Genomic DNA, 18,651 nt, shown 5'->3' with positions numbered 1-18,651 from the left:
TTACTCATAACGTGCAAAGTACAGCAATCTTTTCCGACCTCAAAGTTATTGAGCTGGCCTCAGTACTGGCTGGCCCCAGCGTGGGACAATTTTTCGCAGAATTGGGTGCAGAAGTAATCAAAGTAGAGAATCCCGAAACTGGCGGCGACGTCACACGCAGCTGGAAGCTGGCTTCTGAGCCAGCCGATTCGGATATGTCGGCGTACTTCATGTCGGTGAATGCAGGGAAGGCCTCGGTGTTGCTCAACCTGAAGAAGAGAGAAGACCTTGAAAGGCTTTATGACCTGGTGAAAACAGCTGACATCGTTATTGCCAGCTACAAACCGGGCGATGCGGAAAAGCTGGGCGTCTGCTATGCCGATTTGAAGGCATTTAAGCCTGATCTTATTTATGGACACATTACCGGCTTTGGTGCTGAAGAGAATAGGGTAGGCTACGACGCCATTGTGCAAGCGGAGAGCGGGTTTGTCTTCCTGAACGGGGAAAAGGACGGCAAGCCACAAAAAATGCCCGTGGCACTGACTGACGTGCTGGCCGGTCACCAGCTAAAGGAGGGATTGCTGCTGGCGTTGATCAAAAGGATGAAGAACGGCGAGGGGAGCTATGTTACCGTGTCTTTGATGGAAGCTGCCATTTCTTCATTGGTCAACCAGGCCACCAACTGGCTCGTGGCTGGGCAGGTCCCGCAGCGGCTTGGGTCGGAGCACCCCAATATTGCACCCTATGGCAACATCTTCAAAACAGCCGATGATCAATGGTTAATGATCGCCGTGGGTTCCGATAGGCAATTCAGGGCACTCTGCGACATACTGGAATTGCGTGACCTGCCCCAAAGACCGGAGTTCACCACCAACGCCACTCGGGTGAAAAACAGGGAGTTGCTTAAACCAATACTTGAGAGTGCTTTTTCGTTGGTTGATATTGATCGATTATGCTCCGCCTTCCTTACTGCTGATATCCCCTATGGCCGGGTAAACACCATGGATCAGGTATTTGCCACACCACAGGGCAAAGCCATGGTGCTGCAAACGCTGCGAAACGGGCTGGTGCAAAATGGGCTGCGGCAAGTGGCTTTCAGAATGGGAGAGGGGCTGGTGGCTGGCGGGGTGAAGGCGGCACCACGGTTGGGGGAGAATGAGCGTGCCTGAGTTACCACGTGCAAATAGATAAACTGTGTGCGGTATTTGGCGCCCTTACCTAGTTTATGGAGCTTCGTCAGTGTTTGAAGAATGCTTTTTAGAACAAGGGGTTGGCCTCGTTCCAAAGAGCTTATGCTTTTTCCCTACCGACCTATGAGGCTTCAAAAAATGGCTTTCACTTCTTGATATCTACCGCATATATTGTGCCTGCCATCATATCAGGAACGAGCAAACGCTCCTTGTCTTCTTCCAAATAAAAGTCTGCAGCCGACTGTAGCCCATCAATCAATACCATTGATTCTTCAGTTTGACCGTCGATTTTCCATACTGTGCCCAATGCCCAACTGCTAATGTAATAATCGCCATTGCTGTCTTGCTCTACGGCATCGGCACCTCTAAATTGGCCTTTCAGAGGCGTTAATTCACCATCCCGCTTCACCAAAAAATTGCCCAGGAAAAACGCTCCTACCATGATGTCGCCATTGTTGTCAACTCCTACACCATTTGGGTTCAACATTAATGGAGAAGTGTCTTGTGTTACCGATACCTGACCTTCCAAATCAACGTGATAAATACGCCCCAATTGCGGAACCAGTTTCGCTTGTTCGCTATCGAGCGGCCACAGCTTATTGTTTTCATCACGCATGTATTTCGTTGCTCCCATGTCCACTACATAGATACCTTTGCCCTCCGCATCTACGGCAACGTCATTTAAGTACAACACTTCGTAGGGAAAACTCTCGTTGTCAACAAAGATGCTCGCAGTACCCTCTTTATCAACCTGCCAGATGCGGGTCAAATCCGAAAAGTACAAACGATCCCCTATGTAGACAATGCCTTTGGGCTCATCAAAACCTTTTGCAAAAACCTTTACACCACTTTTGGAAATTTCAACTATCTCACCATCGCCAGGTTCACTACCATTCATTACTGAAACATAGTAGTTGCCGTTGAACCCTTTCGTGATACTTTCTGGCTTCACACCTACTTTCACCGGAAATTGAATCTCAGGCAGTGAAGTACAGCCAGCCGACAGAACCATGGCTATGATTGTTATGCCAACGATCATCTGTCTAAGGCTGTAGTCGGCCACATCCAATGATTTTTTCATTTTCTATTCTTTTTAAATGTGTGGTTGCTCTTTTCATACATACTCAGTGTATGATGATTCAATCAAATTTAAACAATTTCAACAGATGCGTGGTTGCCAACGGCTGTGTTGTGGTTGGGATTAGAAAAAGCACTGTCTTTTCCATTCGCTTATAACCACGCCTTATTTTGATCCATCAACTGTGGTGGGTTTTTTTAGTCACCACGAAGGTATCCTGGCAGATAAGACCAGATTCATTCATAGCCGTTGCTTTCCTCTTTTATTTCTTTATTCTTGATCACAATAAATGTCAGTATGGATCCAATGGGGATTCCGAATACCACCATAGTCTCGTCAATTCCCGTTGCACTGAAACCAACACCAAACAGTATTTGGAACGAGAAATCAATGCTAAGATGACCAAGTGCTGTTAAGGTTATTGCAGGCACATTAAAGACCAAAACGCCAATTATTCTTAACCACTTTCGTTTAAGTTTACTCTTACGGATTCTGTTAATGGCCATGATGTTCACAGCTACGACACCAATCGCAATTAGTCCTGCAATGTAAAGTAGAAGGTATGAAGGAATTTCCTTTTTGTAGTTCAATAAATTGATGTATTGAATCTTGTCGTTTTGTTCGCTAATTGTTGCTTCTATTATTCCGAAGTGCGTATCGTTTTCTATTTGAATTTTGACTTTTAGTGGCTTAACTACAGCTTCATGCTCGGTGGAAAAGGAGAATTTCTTGCCAGACTTTGAAAAGGATAAATCAAATTCAGTTCCGAAGTTTTCAGTGATGGCATTTTGCAGGTTGGGCAGTGCTGTCTTTAGCTGATTTACTTGAGCCGTATCTGATAGGTCAACATCAAAATACGAAACAGCTTCATTGAAGTCTCCCTTAGCGATAGCATTAACCTGATTAACTGCGTTTTCATAACCTTCTGACGTTGAACTCAAAAATGAGCAGCTTGCTGCGAAACCTAAGAGTATAAAAGAGTAAATTATTCGATTCATATACTTGTCAAAATTGAGGACAAGGCCTGGTGATCGTGCGGAGAGGGGAATGCAGTTCCCTTTACACTAACACTTAGCCACGCCTTGCCAACCGTAGCTTTAGCGAAGGCTGGCCGATGAATAAAATTATACTTTGTAGCGGAAATTCCAAGCCCACCGAATTTCAGGTGAGTATCCAACTCGCCCGAAAGAGCTTCTTCAAGAGCTTCCTTAGTTAATGGAGTGAAGACACCTTCTTAGCCTAACATGCTGTCTTCGTAATTACCTCAGTAATGATCTTACGCCCACCACACAGGAATTACACATACTTTTTAATGAGCCTGGGGGCTCTCACCGCTGTGCAAAACGAATGCCTTGTATGTTTTGCCATCTTTTAATTCATGCAGCACCCAGCTATCTTCGTTTTCGCCTTCCTGTAATGTCCAATTTCTTTCTGGGTCAGCCAGTAGTTTTTTCACACTCCGGGGAAATGCATTGGAGGCACGGGCATCTTCCCAGGTTCTGACTGCTTTGAAAATAGCCTCTTTTTGAGGGCAGCTTTCAACATCTTTCTGGTTCAGGACCAGGCTGTATGTTGTTCCAACACCAACAGAAATAGCTTGTATATGTTCGTAATGCTCCACCGTTGATTGAGCATTAATGGGGAAATTGACCCCCATACCCACCGGGAAGAAGTTGGCGTACGTAACATCCCGCAAATCTTTCCCCTGGCTCGTAGTGCTGCCCCACTCTCTGGTGTCGACATCATACAGGTTTTTTCCACCACCAACATTCCAGATACTTTGATAATGCCATGAGCCTTCTGATAGTGTGGCCCCCGTAAAACGAATAGGGGGAATACCGAGAGTTGCAGCCCTTTCAAACATCTTGCGAAAAAAGCGCTTCGCAGAATAGTAGCCATGCCCGTTGTTAAACAGAAACTCCTGTCCGTCAAAATCATAGTAGCCTAAACCGTTTATAAGGCAAACGTCGGCATAGTACTCGGCAATTTTGTCCTGAAGCTGCATATTGGGAATCAAACCATCATAGCCATAATTCAGTGTAACCTGTAGTTTATAAATGGTGTCGTTGGATGGATGACTCGTAGCCGTGGTTTCCCAGTACTCACGTTTTACATTCAGGAGCCTGTAGGGTTCTTCTTCAGAAACACCGAGATAATAGATCAACTCCTTTCCGATTTTTATCATGTTCAGGTTTTTGGCATGCCCTTCCCAGCTAGCAATTTCCTCAAGATGAGCTGGGTTGTCCACGATAATGACGGTGTCGGTGGGGCTGATGCTTTTTGACAGCAAACGCTTCTGTTGATAACACAAACTATCACTTGGCAGGGGACTGGCGTCTTTGGTTCCGGGAGCCAGCGAATTGGTGATCGGGGTCCTTCCAATGCTAATTCCATACTTTGCCGCCATCTCGGAAAACTCCTTGTGAGATTTATTGCCGGAAGTTAATTTTATCGGTTTGTGCTCAAAATTTTTCCCGTCTAGGTAGCCTTCATCCCCTCTGTCTGGCTTTAAAAATCCCTGGTCGTACAAACTGATTGTCGTAAAGCCTAACCTCGATGTGTACGATATGATACTGTCATTCAAGTTTCCGCTGGTAAAAGCATCGGGGACAAAAGCGGTCGGATCTTTCACCCATTTCCCGTTGATTGTTGGAAACGGCAAGCCTTCCTGCAACACAATGTCCTGAATCACATCCATCAATGCAGTGCTGTCGGGGCTGCCCCACAAAGCAATGGATGAGCCTATATAATCGACCCCCGGCAATGGCTGAACCTCCAGATGGTTTGGCGTATTGGCTGCCATATTCGGTATGAGTGAATAGTATACTTCTCTTTCAAATGTTCTGTCTCTGGAGTGGTAATTAATGGAAATCCTTCCATTTTCGTCGACGAGTGCGGAGTTGCCGTACATAATTCTGTAGTACGGCTCTTTGTGTGCGTAAAAGGCGACATCGCTGATTCCGTTTCCTCCCAGGGTAAAAATTTGTCCTTCGTGCAATGAGTCGGGGAGGGGTTAAAGCTCTGGATCGGGAGAATGGATGATGTACTGAAAGGGTGCTGCGTCGGCTACAGTTTCAGAAGTGCCACCCAGGGTATTGTCGTCGAGGGCAAGCACGCCAATGGCATAATTGACCGTCTCGCTCGTGTCTCTGGCAACGCCAACAATTTCCCCAAACAGGTTCGTGATATTCGTATGATAGGGGCCCCATTGAATGCCATCAATTCCGTTGCGTGGTGCAAGGGACCGAAGCGTAAATTTCAAATACTTTTCCTGCGTCGTCACGCTGACTTGAGCGACCGAGCCGTTGGAATAGCTTAGTGTGATGGCCTGATCTTCCTCGCTGAATTTTGCGCTGACAGGTTCATAATATACTTTCCTTTTGCCATCGTAAAGCTGCATTAAGGGCGATGGCTTATCAAGCGGACTAAATTCCCGGTAGGGCTCTTCCCCGATATTTTGCATACTGGTAATAAAGCCTCCCTTGCTGATCTGTATTTTAAGGTAGTCGGTACTGAAATCGATCTTTCCTGCGTTTGTGCAATTGCAAAGTAAGACCGTAAGTATTAGCAACGTGATGTTGCTTCCAAGCTTTTCAAGAGAGTGGATGTATTGACCATCATGATATCATATGTGAGATGTGGGGCATTCTGGCTTCTTTTGTTTTTTGAAAGTTAGCAGGTGCGTTTTTCATTTGGCTAACAGTTTAGGTTTTGTTAGCAACTGGCTTTATTTCTTCATTTAAACCGTTTGTCCAATACAAATCACCACTGTATTTGTCAAGCAAGTAACAATACCGATTTTCTACTTCTTCCGAGGATAATATTTGTTTCTCTTTTAAAATCCGTAGAGCCTGAATTGAAGCACCATCTTTGTCAGCCCTTAAAATTAATTCTATCAAATCCGCTTTCATTTCTAGAATCAGTTCTTTTTCAAAATATTGAACGATCCCTAGCAATATCCAATAATGCCATATTTGGTCATTATTGACTTCTTGAAAAACCCTTCTTATTTCTGGAATAATGACCTTTCCAGCTTTTGTCAACATCTTTGAGGCGCCACCTGCGGCCGGCCAGTTCATATCTTGAAGAAATTCAAGGAATAGATGTAAATATGGCATTAACCTTTCATGTCCCAAATACTCAAGAAGAATTCCTGCTTCCGTTGACTTATGGCATGTTTGAGCTAACTCTTCAATCTCTTCGTTAGTGATATTGTCAAACTCTGCCAAACGTTCTAACTGAAGTTCAACGGGTTCATTCCAATCAATTCTATTTTTAAGTTTTTGATAGAGTTTCATTTCACTTGTTGCTAACCTCGATAAAATGAGTGTGGGAGTTTTATGCGGTTTAGTTTCCGTTAGTGCTTAGCTTCTCTTTGTTTAAATTTATTAATAGTGGTGGACTTTCAAGAACCGCCAAAGTATCTTGACTGATAAAACCCCATTCATTCATAGGTGTTGTTATCAGCTTTCTTTTTTAGGAAGATTTCCGTTAGTCCGTTAACAGAGTTCCTTCCAAATATTCTGGGATTTGCAGATTCATAGGAAACGATAAAATCTATATTCTTTGGTTTTAGTTCGTTCACTAAAGTTCGAGCTTCATACATTCCTATAGGTGTTCCGTCCACAACTACCTGCTTACAACTTTCACATATGTAGTCCCGAATTACAAGTTCCGGTAAATTCTTATTCAGGTTCGAACGAATCGAATCAAGTTCTTTAAGTTTTGACTCTTTAGATTGATTATATTCTCCAGCACCTACCAAAATCACATAGTCACAGTTCTGGTGGAAAAATGTAGTTTTTGACAAGTCAGCAATAGCTGTGAATTTGATTTCGAATTTTCTATACTTTCGAAGTTCAGACCTGAAATCTTCTTCCGTATATGGTATTCCGTTTAGAATGTATGAATCACATAGATTTACTGTATCAAGTTTCATGTTAAATCTAATCTCAACAGAAGTGTAAATAGATTCTAAATCAACTTTCTGAGCTTTCAGAGTTAGTCCGAAAATGCTAAGAGTTGATAGGAGTAGAATGTTCTTCATGTAGGTGATTACTTAAAACGTTAGTTGTTATCAGCTTTTATTCTTTCTTAGGAATTTTATTTCACGCTGAGCTCTTCGCTGATTCTTGTTGAAATCACGCTGAGCTAGTCTTCGATACCTGTCCTTATAAGGATTTTCAGGAATTGTCCTGTCCGTTAGTTGTGCACTGCGACTGCATAGTCCTGACCAGTGTTTGTCTTCATACAAGTTTGGGAAAACATACCATCTCTCACCAGATATGAAATGCGGTTCACAATCACGTCCTGACCATATTGTGACAGTATCACTAAGTTCCATGTACGTTAAGTTCTCTTCCAACTCAAATGTAGTTTTCATAGTGTAGTCATCGATGTAACTCACCTCAATGACACGACCAATAAAAACAATCTGTTCCTCTGTTAGCATCTTTTTTGAAAGCCTGTCCGGCTTGCTGCAACTACAGGCAATGACAGAGTAGGTTCCTAGTTGAATTAGGACGATAAGAAGGGGAAGTTTTTTCATCATGTATGCATATATTGCTGATAACATTCGAACAATTCCTTGCTGCGCTCAGCCTGCGGCATTTTATTAAGCCCTAGTGATAAAAGTGGTGTCGCCTACCTCTTCACCCACCTCCCCACACTATTGTACTTCCCCTCTATCACCACTTTGTAAAAATTGGAAGGGTATTTCTTCAGGTCTATTTCAAAGCCTTCTTTGCCTGCTTTCACTGACCCTATTTCGGTGTAAGTGTCGGTTCCGCCAGTTTCAAAGTTGTTGGTTGTGGCCAGCAGAATTTTCACTTCCCCGGCTTTGTCAATGGCCTTCCAGGTCAGCTTGATTTTGTTGTCTGCCAATGTTGCACCCGGGTTGTAAACCGACACCGATCCTGAAAGTGGCACTCCATCCAGCTCATACATCCTTTCTTTTGTCCGCTCAATTCCCATAAAACGCAACGCTGTTGGCAGTATGTCCACAATGGCGTTCTGCTCTTTAGTGAAATAGGCATTGGGCTGTCCGCCACCCATCACCATCCAGGTGGTGCGCTCCCTGTCCGATTGCCCGCCATGGTCTTTGCCGCCTGATTCTGCACTTCGCCCATGGTCAGTGGTAATGAACATCATCCATTGCTCGCCTTTCTCCTTTTGCCGATACTGAATGGCTTCCCAGATTCTACCCATTTGGTCGTCTGCCATGCGAATGGCCTCATCCGTTTTTTCAGTGTTGCCGTGGGCGTGTCCCATGTCGTCGGTGTATTCCAGATATACCCACGAAAAGTCCGGGCCTTTTTCTTTGATGTAGCGGCTGGCTTCATTCACAACATGCTCGTCAATGCTGTGCATGAAAAGCCTTTCCTTGTCATGTGGAAAGGCTTTTTCATCTAACTCAAAACCATCGAAATGGTAGTCAATCATTACTTTTCCGGCAGCTTCCAGCCCTTCACCTACCAGCTTGGTACGGTTGTCGAGCCAGGTAGAGAAGATGGCCGTTTCTTTTTCTGGTGCGAGCTCTTCGATAAATCGATACACTGACCAATAATTGTAGTTGGGCTTTTTGATGCTGTTGCCCCACACGTTGTGTTTGTTGCCCCAGGTGCCGGTTATCAGGTTGTTGTAGCCAGGAGCTGAAATGGTGGGCGTTTCTGAATAGCCACCTCTTTCGCCTCCCACATAGGCACGGGTATAGCCGCCGGTTTTGGCGATGGCATCCATATTGGGAGTGGCAACTCTTTCAAAGACTTCTGCCTCTACGCCGTCGATAATGACGAACACCACTTTTTGAGAAAAGGCATCGGCGGAAGCCACGATGAACACAAGACAGACCAGCAAATTTTTCATATCAACTCAGCGAATAGTGGAGTGACAAGGTAAGGAGAGTAACGGTGAATTGCTTCAATAATTGACCATCGGTTAGCGGCTAAACGCCAATTTTTTAGTCGATGATCGCCGGTGCCTCCCACTTTCTCCCACCACTTTCTTCCCCATTTCTCGTGGCCCGGCAGTAGGCACAAACCTGCGTTTGCTCCTCCCGCATTTCAATTATTTAGGTCATATCTGGCTGGTTAATAGGCATTTGATTTTCTGTTTCCCGCCTTTTTTATCGCTTTGACGCCCATTCATTACATGCGCATGGTGGTAAACTGTGTGGCCGATAGTGGGTAAAAGTGGGAATTTTTCTACTTTTTGCTAGAAAAGTGTAAGAAAGTGGGAGAGAGTGGTTGGAAGTGTCATAATTTTATTACATTTGTTGAAAGTGTTGCTGTAGTTTTTCCTGTAATCCATTATGTCATTCTTTACTAGCGAATTCGAATGTAAGATTGATGCCAAGGGCAGGCTGGTTCTTCCAGCCCGCATTAAGGTCAATCTTCCCGAAGCTCCCGGAGCGTCTGCTCCCGGTCAGCCGGCGAATGAGCTTGTGCTGAGGATGGGATTTGAGCCTAACCTGATCTTGTACCCAATGGGTGAATTCAAAAAGATCCAGTCGAAGATTTCTTCGCTCAACGAATTCCTTCCTGAGAACAGGGCCCTGAAACGGAATTTTTTCCGAAGCATCGCCCAGATAGAGATGGACAGCGCTGGCCGAATACTAATCCCTAAGACCTTTATGAAATTCGCTTCTCTTGAAAAGGAGGCGATGGTGGTAGGAGTAGGTTCCAGCATTGAGATTTGGGATCCTGGGGTATATCAAAAGCATTTGATCAACAATCCCGAAGAGTATTCCCAATTGGCGCAAAAGCTGCTGGACGAATAATCCACATGCCTATGGCCCAGGAAAACTACCACATACCGGTGATGCTCAAAGAATGCCTGGATGGTTTGGCTATTCAACCTGATGGTATTTATGTCGATGTGACTTTTGGCGGCGGCGGACATTCGAGAGCGATAGTGGAAAAGCTGACCACCGGACACTTATATGGATTTGATCAGGATGCTGATGCCAAAGTCAATGCCGAAGGGTTTGACAAACGTTCTTTCACATTTGTGCCGAGCAATTTCCGCAACCTGAAGAAATACCTCAGGTTCTACGGCGTAACGGCGGTGGATGGTATTCTGGCCGATTTGGGCATTTCGTCGCACCAGATCGACGTGCCGGAAAGAGGTTTCAGTACCCGCTTTCAGGGCCCACTCGACATGCGAATGAACGTGAACAGCGAGGTGTCGGCCAAAGAGGTCCTGAATGAATACGGAGAAAGGGATTTGGCTAAGATCTTCGGCATGTACGGAGAACTGAACCAGCCGATGAAGATAGCAAGGGCCATTACGGCCTACAGGGTGAACAAGCCCCTGGAAACGATAGAGCAGTTGAAGGAGGCGGTAGCCAGGTTCGCACCCAGAGGCAAGGAGGCCAAGTTTTTTGCGCAGCTGTTCCAGGCCATCAGGCTGGAGGTGAATGAGGAGATGCAGGTGCTGGAGGAAATGCTGGGGCAATGTGCTGAAGTATTGAAGCCCGGCGGAAGGCTGGTGGTGATGTCGTACCACTCGCTGGAAGACAGGTTGGCCAAGAACTTCATCAACAAGGGCAACTTTGAAGGCACCGATGAAAAAGATTTTTATGGCAATGTGGTCAGGCCGTTGGAGCCAATTAACCGCAAGCCAATTGTCGCAGACGAAGAAGAAATAGCCAGGAACAGCAGGGCACGAAGTGCCAAGCTGAGAATAGCAGAAAAGAAGTAGTTGGAAAATGGAAAATAGAGTAAGAAACAGTAAAAATGAGCCCGGTGGCAAAGGACCCTTTGCGGTGCTTAGCCGTTGGCTCAAACTGGAAGGTGTGCTGGACGATACGCTTCCGGCACGTTTTACGCCCTATGCCCTTTTCATTACTGTAATGGGCATTATCTACATTGGCAACAGGCATTTTTCTGACAGAACGATCAGAAAGATCGACAACATGGAAGCTGAAGTAGAGGACTTGAGAGCAGACTTCACTACGCTGAAATCTGAATACATGTTTGCGAGCAAACAATCAGAAGTGGCCAGAAAAGTGAAGAAAGTAGGATTGCAGGAGACAAGAATACCTCCTTATAAGATAGTAGTAAAAGAAGATGAGTATAAACGCCGAATAGATTGAATATTAAGAGCTCCATATTGCTGAGAGTCCGGGTGGCCTTTTTATTGGTCGTTCTTTTCGCAGGAGCGGTGGTATACCGTATTTTCTATTTACAGCGTATTCAAGGCGACAAGTGGAATAAGATGGCAGAGCAAATCAGCCTTCGCTATTTGCCGGTGAAAGCCACCAGAGGCAATATCTATTCCGACAATGGCAGCTTGCTTGCCACCTCTTTGCCTTTTTTCAAGGTGGCTTTCGACCCTTCGCAGCCAAGCGACGAGTTGCTGAAGAAAAACCTTGACTCACTGGCCTATTTACTGTCAAAGACTTTTAAAGACAACTCTGCGAAGGAATATCGCAGAAGAATACTTGAGGCCAGAAAAGACAAAAGACAATACCTGTTGCTGAGTAGGGCTGAGATCAACTATCAGCAGAAGAAGAAAATTCAGGAGTGGCCTATTTTCCGGGAAGGACGGAACAGAGGCGGAATCATTTTTGAAAAAGTAGAAAAGAGATACCATCCATTTTCTACCCTGGGCTACAGAACCATCGGTAGTGTGGATGAAACCGAAAAAGGCACTGTTGGTTTGGAGTACAGCTTCAATAACCAGCTCGGTGGCATTGATGGGAAAGCACTTTTCCAGAAGATGGCAGGTAGCTGGAGGCCCGTATTCGACGGCACTGAAGTGAAAGCCAAAGACGGTCTGGATATTGAAACGACCATAGATGTCAATTTGCAGGACATGGCCGAGTCGGCACTTTTGGCCGCATTGACCGACCACAATGCCGATTATGGCAGCGTGGTGCTGATGGAGGTGAAAACAGGCGAGATCAAGGCCATGTCGAACCTCAGCAAGAACCCTGAGGGCAACTACTGGGAGCGCTACAACTATGCCGTAGGTAGCCAGGGGGCTGTGGAGCCTGGTTCAACCTTCAAGCTGGCCTCTATGATGGCGCTGCTGGAAGAAACCGATCTGAAGCTGACCGACACCGTGCAGACAGGCAACGGCGAGTATAAGTTTTACAACCAGGTAATGAAGGATCACAAGCCGGGTGGATATGGCACCATTACCGTGAAGCAGGTGTTCGAATCTTCTTCCAATATCGGTATTGCTAAACTGGTAGTAGAACATTTCGGAAAGAAGCCATCAGAGTTTATCGATTTTGTAAAGGAAATGGGCGTTGGCCAGCCTCTCGGCTTCCAAATGGCCGGTGAAGGTAAGCCCTACATTAAATCACCCTCCGACTCTTCCTGGAGTGGTATTTCATTGCCCTGGATTTCGCATGGCTATGAGCTCAAGCTTACGCCCCTGCAAACACTCACCATGTTCAATGCCGTAGCCAACGATGGAAAAATGATCACACCTATTATAGTAAGGTCGGTGCGCAAGGCCGACAAGGTGGTGGAAGAATTTGAACCAAGGGTCATCAATAAAAGGATTTGTTCTAAAGAAACGCTGGCGAATTTGAGAGAGCTCCTTGAGGGGGTTGTGGAAAGAGGCACCGCTTCCAATATCAACGGAACCCACTATAAGATCGCCGGCAAAACAGGCACAGCCAAGAAGTACGTCAACGGGAAATACGTCAACCAGTACTACGCATCGTTTGCTGGCTATTTCCCGGCCGATGCGCCCAAATACAGCTGCATAGTGGTGATTGACAACCCTAAGAACTACCGGATTTATGGTAGCGACGTGGCCGCTCCAGTTTTCAAGGAAATTGCTGACAAAATCTACTCGCAGGACATAGACGTGCACAAAGAATACCGGCCTGCAGTTGCCTATCAAACGGAAGTGTTTCCGGTCGTTAGAGCAGGTTTTTTGCCAGAGCTGTCGATGATCTGCAACGAATTTGGCGTTTCGAACCACGAAATGGCCGATGACGAAGAATGGGTGAAGACGAGACTTGTGGGCAAGAGCATTGGCTGGACAGCCAACAAGGTAAAAGAGGGCCTTGTGCCTGACGTGGCCGGAATGACTTTGAGGGATGCTCTTTTTGTTTTAGAAAATGCGGGTCTTAAGGTGCGGATAGAAGGAGATGGAAGGGTCGAAAGCCAGTCGAGAATGGCCGGAACAAGGGTTTCGGAAGGAAGTGAAATTAAAATCAAGCTAGGCTAAATGGCCCTGTTAAAAGACATATTATACAAGACTAACCTAATCTCAGTTGCAGGTGATATGAATACTGACTTAGGCGGCATCTGCTTCGACTCAAGAGAGTCGAAGCAGGGCTGCTTATTTATTGCTGTTCGTGGAACCCAAACTGATGGTCATCAATATATAGATCAGGCGATAGCCAAAGGAGCCAGTGTGGTGGTTTGTGAAGACCTGCCAACGAAGCTGCTCGACACAGTTACGTATGTTAAGGTCGACAACTCGGCCAGGGCGCTGGGTTTTATCGCCTCCAATTTTTATGGGAGCCCGTCTTCCAGACTCAAGCTGGTTGCAGTAACTGGCACTAATGGAAAAACGACGACAGTCACCCTTCTTCACCAATTGTTTGGCAAGCTGGGTTACAAATCGGGACTGCTATCGACCGTAGAAAACAAGATCGGGGAAGAAGTGCTTCCGGCTACACATACAACACCTGATGCCATTGCGCTAAACAGCCTGTTGAAAGACATGGCCGATCAGGGCTGCACACACTGCTTCATGGAAGCCAGTTCTCATGCCATTGTGCAACACAGGGTGGCTGGATTGCAGTTCGCTGGTGCAGTGTTTACCAATATCAGCCACGATCACCTCGACTACCACGGCACTTTTGATGAGTATATCAAAGCCAAGAAAATGCTGTTTGATGGGCTTCCGTCTTCAGCGTTTGCCCTGGTGAACGAAGACGATAAGCGGGGAGCTATCATGCTCCAAAACACAAAAGCTGCGAAGAAGAGCTACTCACTGAAGCACATGAGTGATTTCAGAGCGAAGGTTTTGAGCAATTCCATTCAGGGCCTTGAGCTGCAAATCGACAATATAGACGTATGGTTCAAGCTGGTAGGCGACTTCAATGCCTACAACCTGCTGGCTGTGTATGGAACGGCAGTGTTGCTCGATGAGCCGACGGAGGAAGTGCTCACACAACTCTCTGATGTGGATCCGGCTAGAGGGAGGTTCCAGCTTGTGCCATCAACTACTGGCATTGTTGCAATAGTCGACTACGCACACACACCTGATGCGCTGGAAAACGTGTTGAAGACGATCAAAAGTTTCCGCACAGGCAACGAAACAGTGGTAACGGTAGTAGGCTGCGGCGGCAACCGTGACAGGACGAAGCGGCCGCTCATGGCCGCCATTTCTTGCCAGCTTAGCGATAAGGTGATCCTTACATCGGACAACCCAAGGTTTGAGGATCCAATGGAGATCATTAAAGATATGCAAACGGGCGTAGGCCCAAGCAACTACCGAAAAACGTTGGTAGTGCCAGACCGGAAAGAGGCTATCAAAACAGCGATTAGCATCTCACATCCGGGAGACATTGTGCTGGTGGCTGGCAAGGGGCATGAAACGTACCAAGAGATTCAGGGTGTGAAGCACCCTTTTGACGATAAAAAAGTAGTGACCGAAGTTTTAAAAGCTTTTAGTGAATAGCCAAGTATGCTGTATTACTTGTTTGATTATCTGGAAAGTGAGTTCAACCTGATGGGTGCAAGCGTTTTTCGCTTCATTTCCTTCAGGGCCGGCATGGCTGCGCTCATTTCTCTGCTAATCACGGTCACCTTTGGCAAGTATCTCATCGGCATGCTCCGCAAATACCAGCTTGGCGAAGAAATCAGGGACCTGGGCCTCCAGGGACAAATGGAGAAGAAAGGCACTCCAACGATGGGGGGCATCATCATCATCATGGCCATCGTTATTCCTACGTTGCTGTTTGCTCAGCTGGAAAATATTTACATCATACTTATGCTGGTCACAGCCATCAGCATGGGATCGATTGGCTTTTTGGACGACTACCTTAAGCTCAAAAAGAAAAACAAAGACGGGCTGGCCGGAAAATTCAAAATCATCGGTCAAGTAAGTGTGGGCCTGCTTGTAGGCCTGGTTTTGGTGTTTAACGACGACGTAACAGTCCGTGAGTTCACCTACAAATCAGTGAACGGTCAAATCATTTCCTCGTTCAGCGATGTGAAGGCATTGATAACGACCATTCCATTCATCAAGGACAACGAGCTCGACTATCACTCGCTTTTCGGATTCCTTGGCCAGTTCGATTGGGTACTTTATGTGCTGTTGGTAGTGTTCATCTTCACGTCCGTTTCCAACGGCGCCAACATCACCGATGGTGTCGATGGTCTTGCAGCTGGCACTTCTGCCATTATCGCATTAACGCTGGCGATTTTCGCTTACGTTTCCGGTAACGTCACTTTCTCTCAGTACCTGAACGTGATGTTCATCCCCAACTCGGGCGAGCTGGTGATTTTCTGTACCGCCCTGGTCGGAGCGTGCATCGGCTTTTTGTGGTACAATGCCTATCCCGCTCAAGTATTTATGGGTGACACGGGTAGCCTGAGCCTTGGTGGTATCATCGCTGTGTTGGCCATTATTGTGAGAAAAGAGCTGCTGATCCCTTTCATGTGCGGCATTTTCGTAGTGGAAAACCTATCGGTGGTTATTCAGGTAAGCTATTTCAAGTATACCAAAAAGAAATTCGGAGAAGGAAAGAGAGTTTTCCTGATGTCTCCATTGCATCATCACTACCAAAAGAAAGGTATTCACGAGGCCAAGATTGTGGCCCGCTTCTGGACCATCGGCATTTTGCTGGCCATTTTCTCACTTGTAACCCTCAAACTACGCTAAGATGGAAGCAGTGAAAAATATCGTCATTTTGGGGGCTGGTGAAAGCGGTGTGGGCGCAGCATTGCTGGCGCAGCACAAAGGATTCCATGTGTTTGTGTCTGACGGCGGCGTGCTGAAAGAACGCTATCGTAAGGATCTCAACGCTGCCGGAATTGAGTTTGAAGAAGGGAAGCACACAGTCAAGCAAATCCTGGAAGCTGACCTGATCATCAAGAGCCCCGGCATCGCCGACAAGGTGGACATCGTAAAGAAAGCCAGAGAAAAGGGTATTGAAATCATCGACGAGATAGAATTCGCCTCGAGATACACAAAAGCGAAGACAATAGCCATTACCGGCACCAACGGAAAAACAACAACAACCCTGCTTACTTACCATTTACTGAAGGAAGCAGGCTATAACGTGGGCTTGGCCGGCAATGTAGGCCACAGCTTTGCCCGTCAGGTAATTAAAGACAGTTTTGACATCTACGTGCTGGAGGTTAGCAGCTTCCAGATCGACGGTATGAATACGTTCAAGCCTGACGTGGCCATTCTGCTCAACATCACGCCTGACCACCTCGATAGGTACGACTATAGCTTCCAAAAATATGTCAATAGCAAATTCAGGATCATCGAGAAAATGACCCATGAAGAGTGCTTCATCTATTTCGCTGACAAAGGGCCTATTGAGGAGGAGCTGGCCAGAAGAAATGTGGAAGCGTCTATTTTCGCTATCTCTTTGGTTGAGAATGTGAAAAACGGGGCTTTCCTCGACGAAGACCATCTGGTGTTCAATATAGAGTCGAAGAAAAAAGCGCACAAAATTCCTGTTAACCAGGTGTCGCTCATCGGCAAGCATAATATGGTCAACTCCATGGCGGCGGTTTTGACAACGCTAACCATGGAAGCCCCCATGGAAAAAGTGGTGAAGGCACTCAAAACATTCAAAAATGCACCTCACCGCCTGGAGAAAGTGGCGACAATAGACGATGTGCTGTTCATCAACGACTCCAAAGCCACCAATGTAGACTCTGTTTACTATGCTCTGGAAGGCATCGAGGCTCCCATCGTGTGGATTGCTGGAGGCCTCGACAAAGGCAACGACTACGATAGGATAGAGGCCTTGGTAAAAGACAAGGTAAAAGCCCTGATCTGTTTGGGAAAAGACAATACCAAGCTGACGGACTACTTCACTGGCAAGGTGGCTGTCATCAGGCAGACACAATCGGTAAATGACGCCGCCCGTTGGGGGGCAGATTTGTCGGCACCGGGCGATGTGGTGCTGCTGTCTCCGGCTTGCGCCAGCTTCGATCTGTTCAGAAACTACGAGGATCGTGGCGAGCAGTTCAAAGATGCGGTTGTCGAGTTAAAAAATCATGTAGGAAGGGGGCAAGGCATATGATAAAGGAATGGATAGAGAACAACCTTAAAGGCGACCCAATCATTTGGGCGATCGTTCTTGCTTTGTCAGTACTGAGCATCCTGGTAGTGTACAGCGCTACCGGCACGCTCGCCTATGCCAAAATGGGTGGCGATACCGAGTATTACCTCGTGAAGCACTCCGTTTTAACCATTCTTAGTTTGGTGGCCATTTGGGGTGCGCATAAAATTGACTACAGATACTATTCCAAGCTTTCAAAGCTCGCCCTATGGGTGTCGGTGCCTTTGCTGATGTTTACCTACCTGTTTGGAAACACAATGAATGAAGCTTCCAGGTGGTTAACCATTCCCGTTATTAATCAGGCTTTCCAGCCTTCGGATCTGGCCAAGCTGGCCTTGTTTGTGACTATAGCCAGCATCCTGTCGAAGAGGCAACAAAGCGAAGAAGAACTCAAAGAGTCGTTGATCCCCATCCTGTTGTGGTGTGGTGTCATTTGCGGGCTGATTGCCATGTCCAACTTCTCCACGGCGGTTCTCATTTTTGCCACTTGTATGCTGCTTATGTTCATTGGCCGTGTGCCTGTGAAATACCTGGCCATGCTGGTCATGATCGGAGCGCTCTCCGGAGCCGTGGCATTAACGCTGGGGCAACGGGGGCAAACTGTGATTAGCAGGGTGCAGGCATTCGTTTCGGCTGACGAATCGACGCTGCCTTTCCAGGCCCAGCAGTCTTACATCGCTGTGGCAAGCGGAGGCATTGTTGGCAAAGGCCCGGGACAGAGTGACCAAAGAAATTTTCTCCCCCACCCATATTCTGACTTTATCTATGCCATCATCATCGAGGAATATGGCATGATAGGAGGGGTGACAGTGATCCTGCTCTATCTGGCGCTGCTCTATAGGGGCATGATTGTGTTCATGCAAAGTGAACGAGCCTATGGAGGATTGTTAAGTGCGGCACTGAGTTTTGCACTGGTCATGCAGGCCTTCATCAATATGGGCGTTGCCGTGGGGCTGGGGCCAATTACCGGGCTACCGTTACCGCTGGTGAGCATGGGAGGTACATCGCAGCTGTTTATGGGAATTTCAATAGGCATCATCTTGAGTGTGAGCAGGGGAGAGCTGGATGAGTTCCCCAGCGACGTGAAAGGAAACGGAAAAAGAAAAGTCGCCGCAATGGCATAA

At 46.6% G+C, this 18,651-nt stretch carries 17 protein-coding genes; 9 read left to right on the top strand and 8 right to left on the bottom strand.

Features of this window, described 5'->3' with window-relative positions; translation table 11 throughout:
* The first annotated feature begins 11 nt into the window (after positions 1-11).
* The gene (locus RIF36_RS20080; RefSeq protein ID WP_350123876.1) at positions 12-1,148 is read left to right on the top strand and encodes a CaiB/BaiF CoA transferase family protein; all 1,137 of its coding nucleotides are present in this window, start codon (positions 12-14) and stop codon (positions 1,146-1,148) included.
* A 166-nt stretch (positions 1,149-1,314) separates the two neighbouring features.
* Here the strand turns inward: RIF36_RS20080 and RIF36_RS20075 are convergent, their stop codons facing one another.
* The 8 genes from RIF36_RS20075 to RIF36_RS20040 all read right to left on the bottom strand — a co-directional run bounded on the left by RIF36_RS20075 (position 1,315) and on the right by RIF36_RS20040 (position 9,111).
* Positions 1,315-2,250, bottom strand: coding sequence for an NHL repeat-containing protein (locus RIF36_RS20075; protein ID WP_350123873.1), 936 nt, complete (start codon positions 2,248-2,250; stop codon positions 1,315-1,317).
* 233 nt (positions 2,251-2,483) lie between these two features.
* Positions 2,484-3,245, bottom strand: a complete 762-nt coding sequence (locus RIF36_RS20070; RefSeq protein ID WP_350122328.1) for a hypothetical protein — start codon at positions 3,243-3,245, stop codon at positions 2,484-2,486.
* Positions 3,246-3,556: 311 nt separating this feature from the next.
* Positions 3,557-5,245, bottom strand: a complete 1,689-nt coding sequence (locus RIF36_RS20065) for a hypothetical protein (protein WP_350123870.1) — start codon at positions 5,243-5,245, stop codon at positions 3,557-3,559.
* A gap of 15 nt (positions 5,246-5,260) precedes the next feature.
* Complete coding sequence (locus RIF36_RS20060) at positions 5,261-5,710, bottom strand: hypothetical protein (RefSeq protein WP_350149558.1); 450 nt, start codon at positions 5,708-5,710, stop codon at positions 5,261-5,263.
* A gap of 241 nt (positions 5,711-5,951) precedes the next feature.
* Positions 5,952-6,545, bottom strand: a complete 594-nt coding sequence (locus tag RIF36_RS20055) for a DUF5071 domain-containing protein (RefSeq protein WP_350077893.1) — start codon at positions 6,543-6,545, stop codon at positions 5,952-5,954.
* A 146-nt stretch (positions 6,546-6,691) separates the two neighbouring features.
* The gene (locus tag RIF36_RS20050; RefSeq protein ID WP_350077895.1) at positions 6,692-7,294 is read right to left on the bottom strand and encodes a hypothetical protein; all 603 of its coding nucleotides are present in this window, start codon (positions 7,292-7,294) and stop codon (positions 6,692-6,694) included.
* Between the two features lie 30 nt (positions 7,295-7,324).
* A complete protein-coding gene (locus RIF36_RS20045; protein WP_350077896.1) occupies positions 7,325-7,798 on the bottom strand; it encodes a hypothetical protein in 474 nt (157 codons plus the stop codon).
* Between the two features lie 92 nt (positions 7,799-7,890).
* The gene (locus RIF36_RS20040; RefSeq protein WP_350123864.1) at positions 7,891-9,111 is read right to left on the bottom strand and encodes an alkaline phosphatase family protein; all 1,221 of its coding nucleotides are present in this window, start codon (positions 9,109-9,111) and stop codon (positions 7,891-7,893) included.
* A gap of 445 nt (positions 9,112-9,556) precedes the next feature.
* On the opposite strand from RIF36_RS20040, the gene mraZ reads away from it, so the two are divergent.
* The 8 genes from mraZ to RIF36_RS20000 are packed head-to-tail and all read left to right on the top strand — an operon-like array spanning position 9,557 to position 18,651.
* A complete protein-coding gene (gene mraZ / locus RIF36_RS20035) occupies positions 9,557-10,024 on the top strand; it encodes a division/cell wall cluster transcriptional repressor MraZ (RefSeq protein ID WP_152000733.1) in 468 nt (155 codons plus the stop codon).
* Between the two features lie 11 nt (positions 10,025-10,035).
* Complete coding sequence (gene rsmH, locus RIF36_RS20030) at positions 10,036-10,947, top strand: 16S rRNA (cytosine(1402)-N(4))-methyltransferase RsmH (RefSeq protein ID WP_350077900.1); 912 nt, start codon at positions 10,036-10,038, stop codon at positions 10,945-10,947.
* A gap of 7 nt (positions 10,948-10,954) precedes the next feature.
* Positions 10,955-11,341, top strand: coding sequence for an FtsL-like putative cell division protein (locus RIF36_RS20025; protein ID WP_350077902.1), 387 nt, complete (start codon positions 10,955-10,957; stop codon positions 11,339-11,341).
* The gene (locus RIF36_RS20020; RefSeq protein ID WP_350123861.1) at positions 11,338-13,437 is read left to right on the top strand and encodes a PASTA domain-containing penicillin-binding protein; all 2,100 of its coding nucleotides are present in this window, start codon (positions 11,338-11,340) and stop codon (positions 13,435-13,437) included. The genes RIF36_RS20025 and RIF36_RS20020 overlap by 4 nt, the downstream gene beginning before the upstream one ends.
* The gene (locus tag RIF36_RS20015) at positions 13,438-14,901 is read left to right on the top strand and encodes a UDP-N-acetylmuramoyl-L-alanyl-D-glutamate--2,6-diaminopimelate ligase (protein WP_350123858.1); all 1,464 of its coding nucleotides are present in this window, start codon (positions 13,438-13,440) and stop codon (positions 14,899-14,901) included.
* 6 nt (positions 14,902-14,907) lie between these two features.
* Positions 14,908-16,107, top strand: a complete 1,200-nt coding sequence (gene mraY / locus RIF36_RS20010) for a phospho-N-acetylmuramoyl-pentapeptide-transferase (protein WP_350123855.1) — start codon at positions 14,908-14,910, stop codon at positions 16,105-16,107.
* A gap of 1 nt (position 16,108) precedes the next feature.
* Positions 16,109-17,488, top strand: a complete 1,380-nt coding sequence (gene murD, locus RIF36_RS20005; protein WP_350123852.1) for a UDP-N-acetylmuramoyl-L-alanine--D-glutamate ligase — start codon at positions 16,109-16,111, stop codon at positions 17,486-17,488.
* Positions 17,485-18,651, top strand: a complete 1,167-nt coding sequence (locus RIF36_RS20000) for an FtsW/RodA/SpoVE family cell cycle protein (protein WP_350123849.1) — start codon at positions 17,485-17,487, stop codon at positions 18,649-18,651. The genes murD and RIF36_RS20000 overlap by 4 nt, the downstream gene beginning before the upstream one ends.

This window comes from Imperialibacter sp., assembly GCF_040222815.1.
In the GTDB taxonomy this organism is placed as follows: domain Bacteria; phylum Bacteroidota; class Bacteroidia; order Cytophagales; family Cyclobacteriaceae; genus Imperialibacter.
Note: the sequence above shows the minus strand (reverse complement) of the source record. Positions and strands in the feature narration are given on the sequence as shown.

Excerpts from the sequence above, each read along its gene's own strand:
- RIF36_RS20045 (WP_350077896.1), bottom strand. The coding sequence starts at position 7,798 with ATGATGAAAAAACTTCCCCTTCTTATCGTCCTAATTCAACTAGGAACC.
- RIF36_RS20025 (WP_350077902.1), top strand. The coding sequence starts at position 10,955 with ATGGAAAATAGAGTAAGAAACAGTAAAAATGAGCCCGGTGGCAAAGGA.
- mraZ (WP_152000733.1), top strand. The coding sequence starts at position 9,557 with ATGTCATTCTTTACTAGCGAATTCGAATGTAAGATTGATGCCAAGGGC.
- RIF36_RS20070 (WP_350122328.1), bottom strand. The coding sequence starts at position 3,245 with ATGAATCGAATAATTTACTCTTTTATACTCTTAGGTTTCGCAGCAAGC.
- mraY (WP_350123855.1), top strand. The coding sequence starts at position 14,908 with ATGCTGTATTACTTGTTTGATTATCTGGAAAGTGAGTTCAACCTGATG.
- RIF36_RS20060 (WP_350149558.1), bottom strand. The coding sequence starts at position 5,710 with ATGCAAAATATCGGGGAAGAGCCCTACCGGGAATTTAGTCCGCTTGAT.
- rsmH (WP_350077900.1), top strand. The coding sequence starts at position 10,036 with ATGGCCCAGGAAAACTACCACATACCGGTGATGCTCAAAGAATGCCTG.
- RIF36_RS20055 (WP_350077893.1), bottom strand. The coding sequence starts at position 6,545 with ATGAAACTCTATCAAAAACTTAAAAATAGAATTGATTGGAATGAACCC.
- RIF36_RS20015 (WP_350123858.1), top strand. The coding sequence starts at position 13,438 with ATGGCCCTGTTAAAAGACATATTATACAAGACTAACCTAATCTCAGTT.
- RIF36_RS20050 (WP_350077895.1), bottom strand. The coding sequence starts at position 7,294 with ATGAAGAACATTCTACTCCTATCAACTCTTAGCATTTTCGGACTAACT.
- RIF36_RS20040 (WP_350123864.1), bottom strand. The coding sequence starts at position 9,111 with ATGAAAAATTTGCTGGTCTGTCTTGTGTTCATCGTGGCTTCCGCCGAT.
- murD (WP_350123852.1), top strand. The coding sequence starts at position 16,109 with ATGGAAGCAGTGAAAAATATCGTCATTTTGGGGGCTGGTGAAAGCGGT.
- RIF36_RS20075 (WP_350123873.1), bottom strand. The coding sequence starts at position 2,250 with ATGAAAAAATCATTGGATGTGGCCGACTACAGCCTTAGACAGATGATC.
- RIF36_RS20000 (WP_350123849.1), top strand. The coding sequence starts at position 17,485 with ATGATAAAGGAATGGATAGAGAACAACCTTAAAGGCGACCCAATCATT.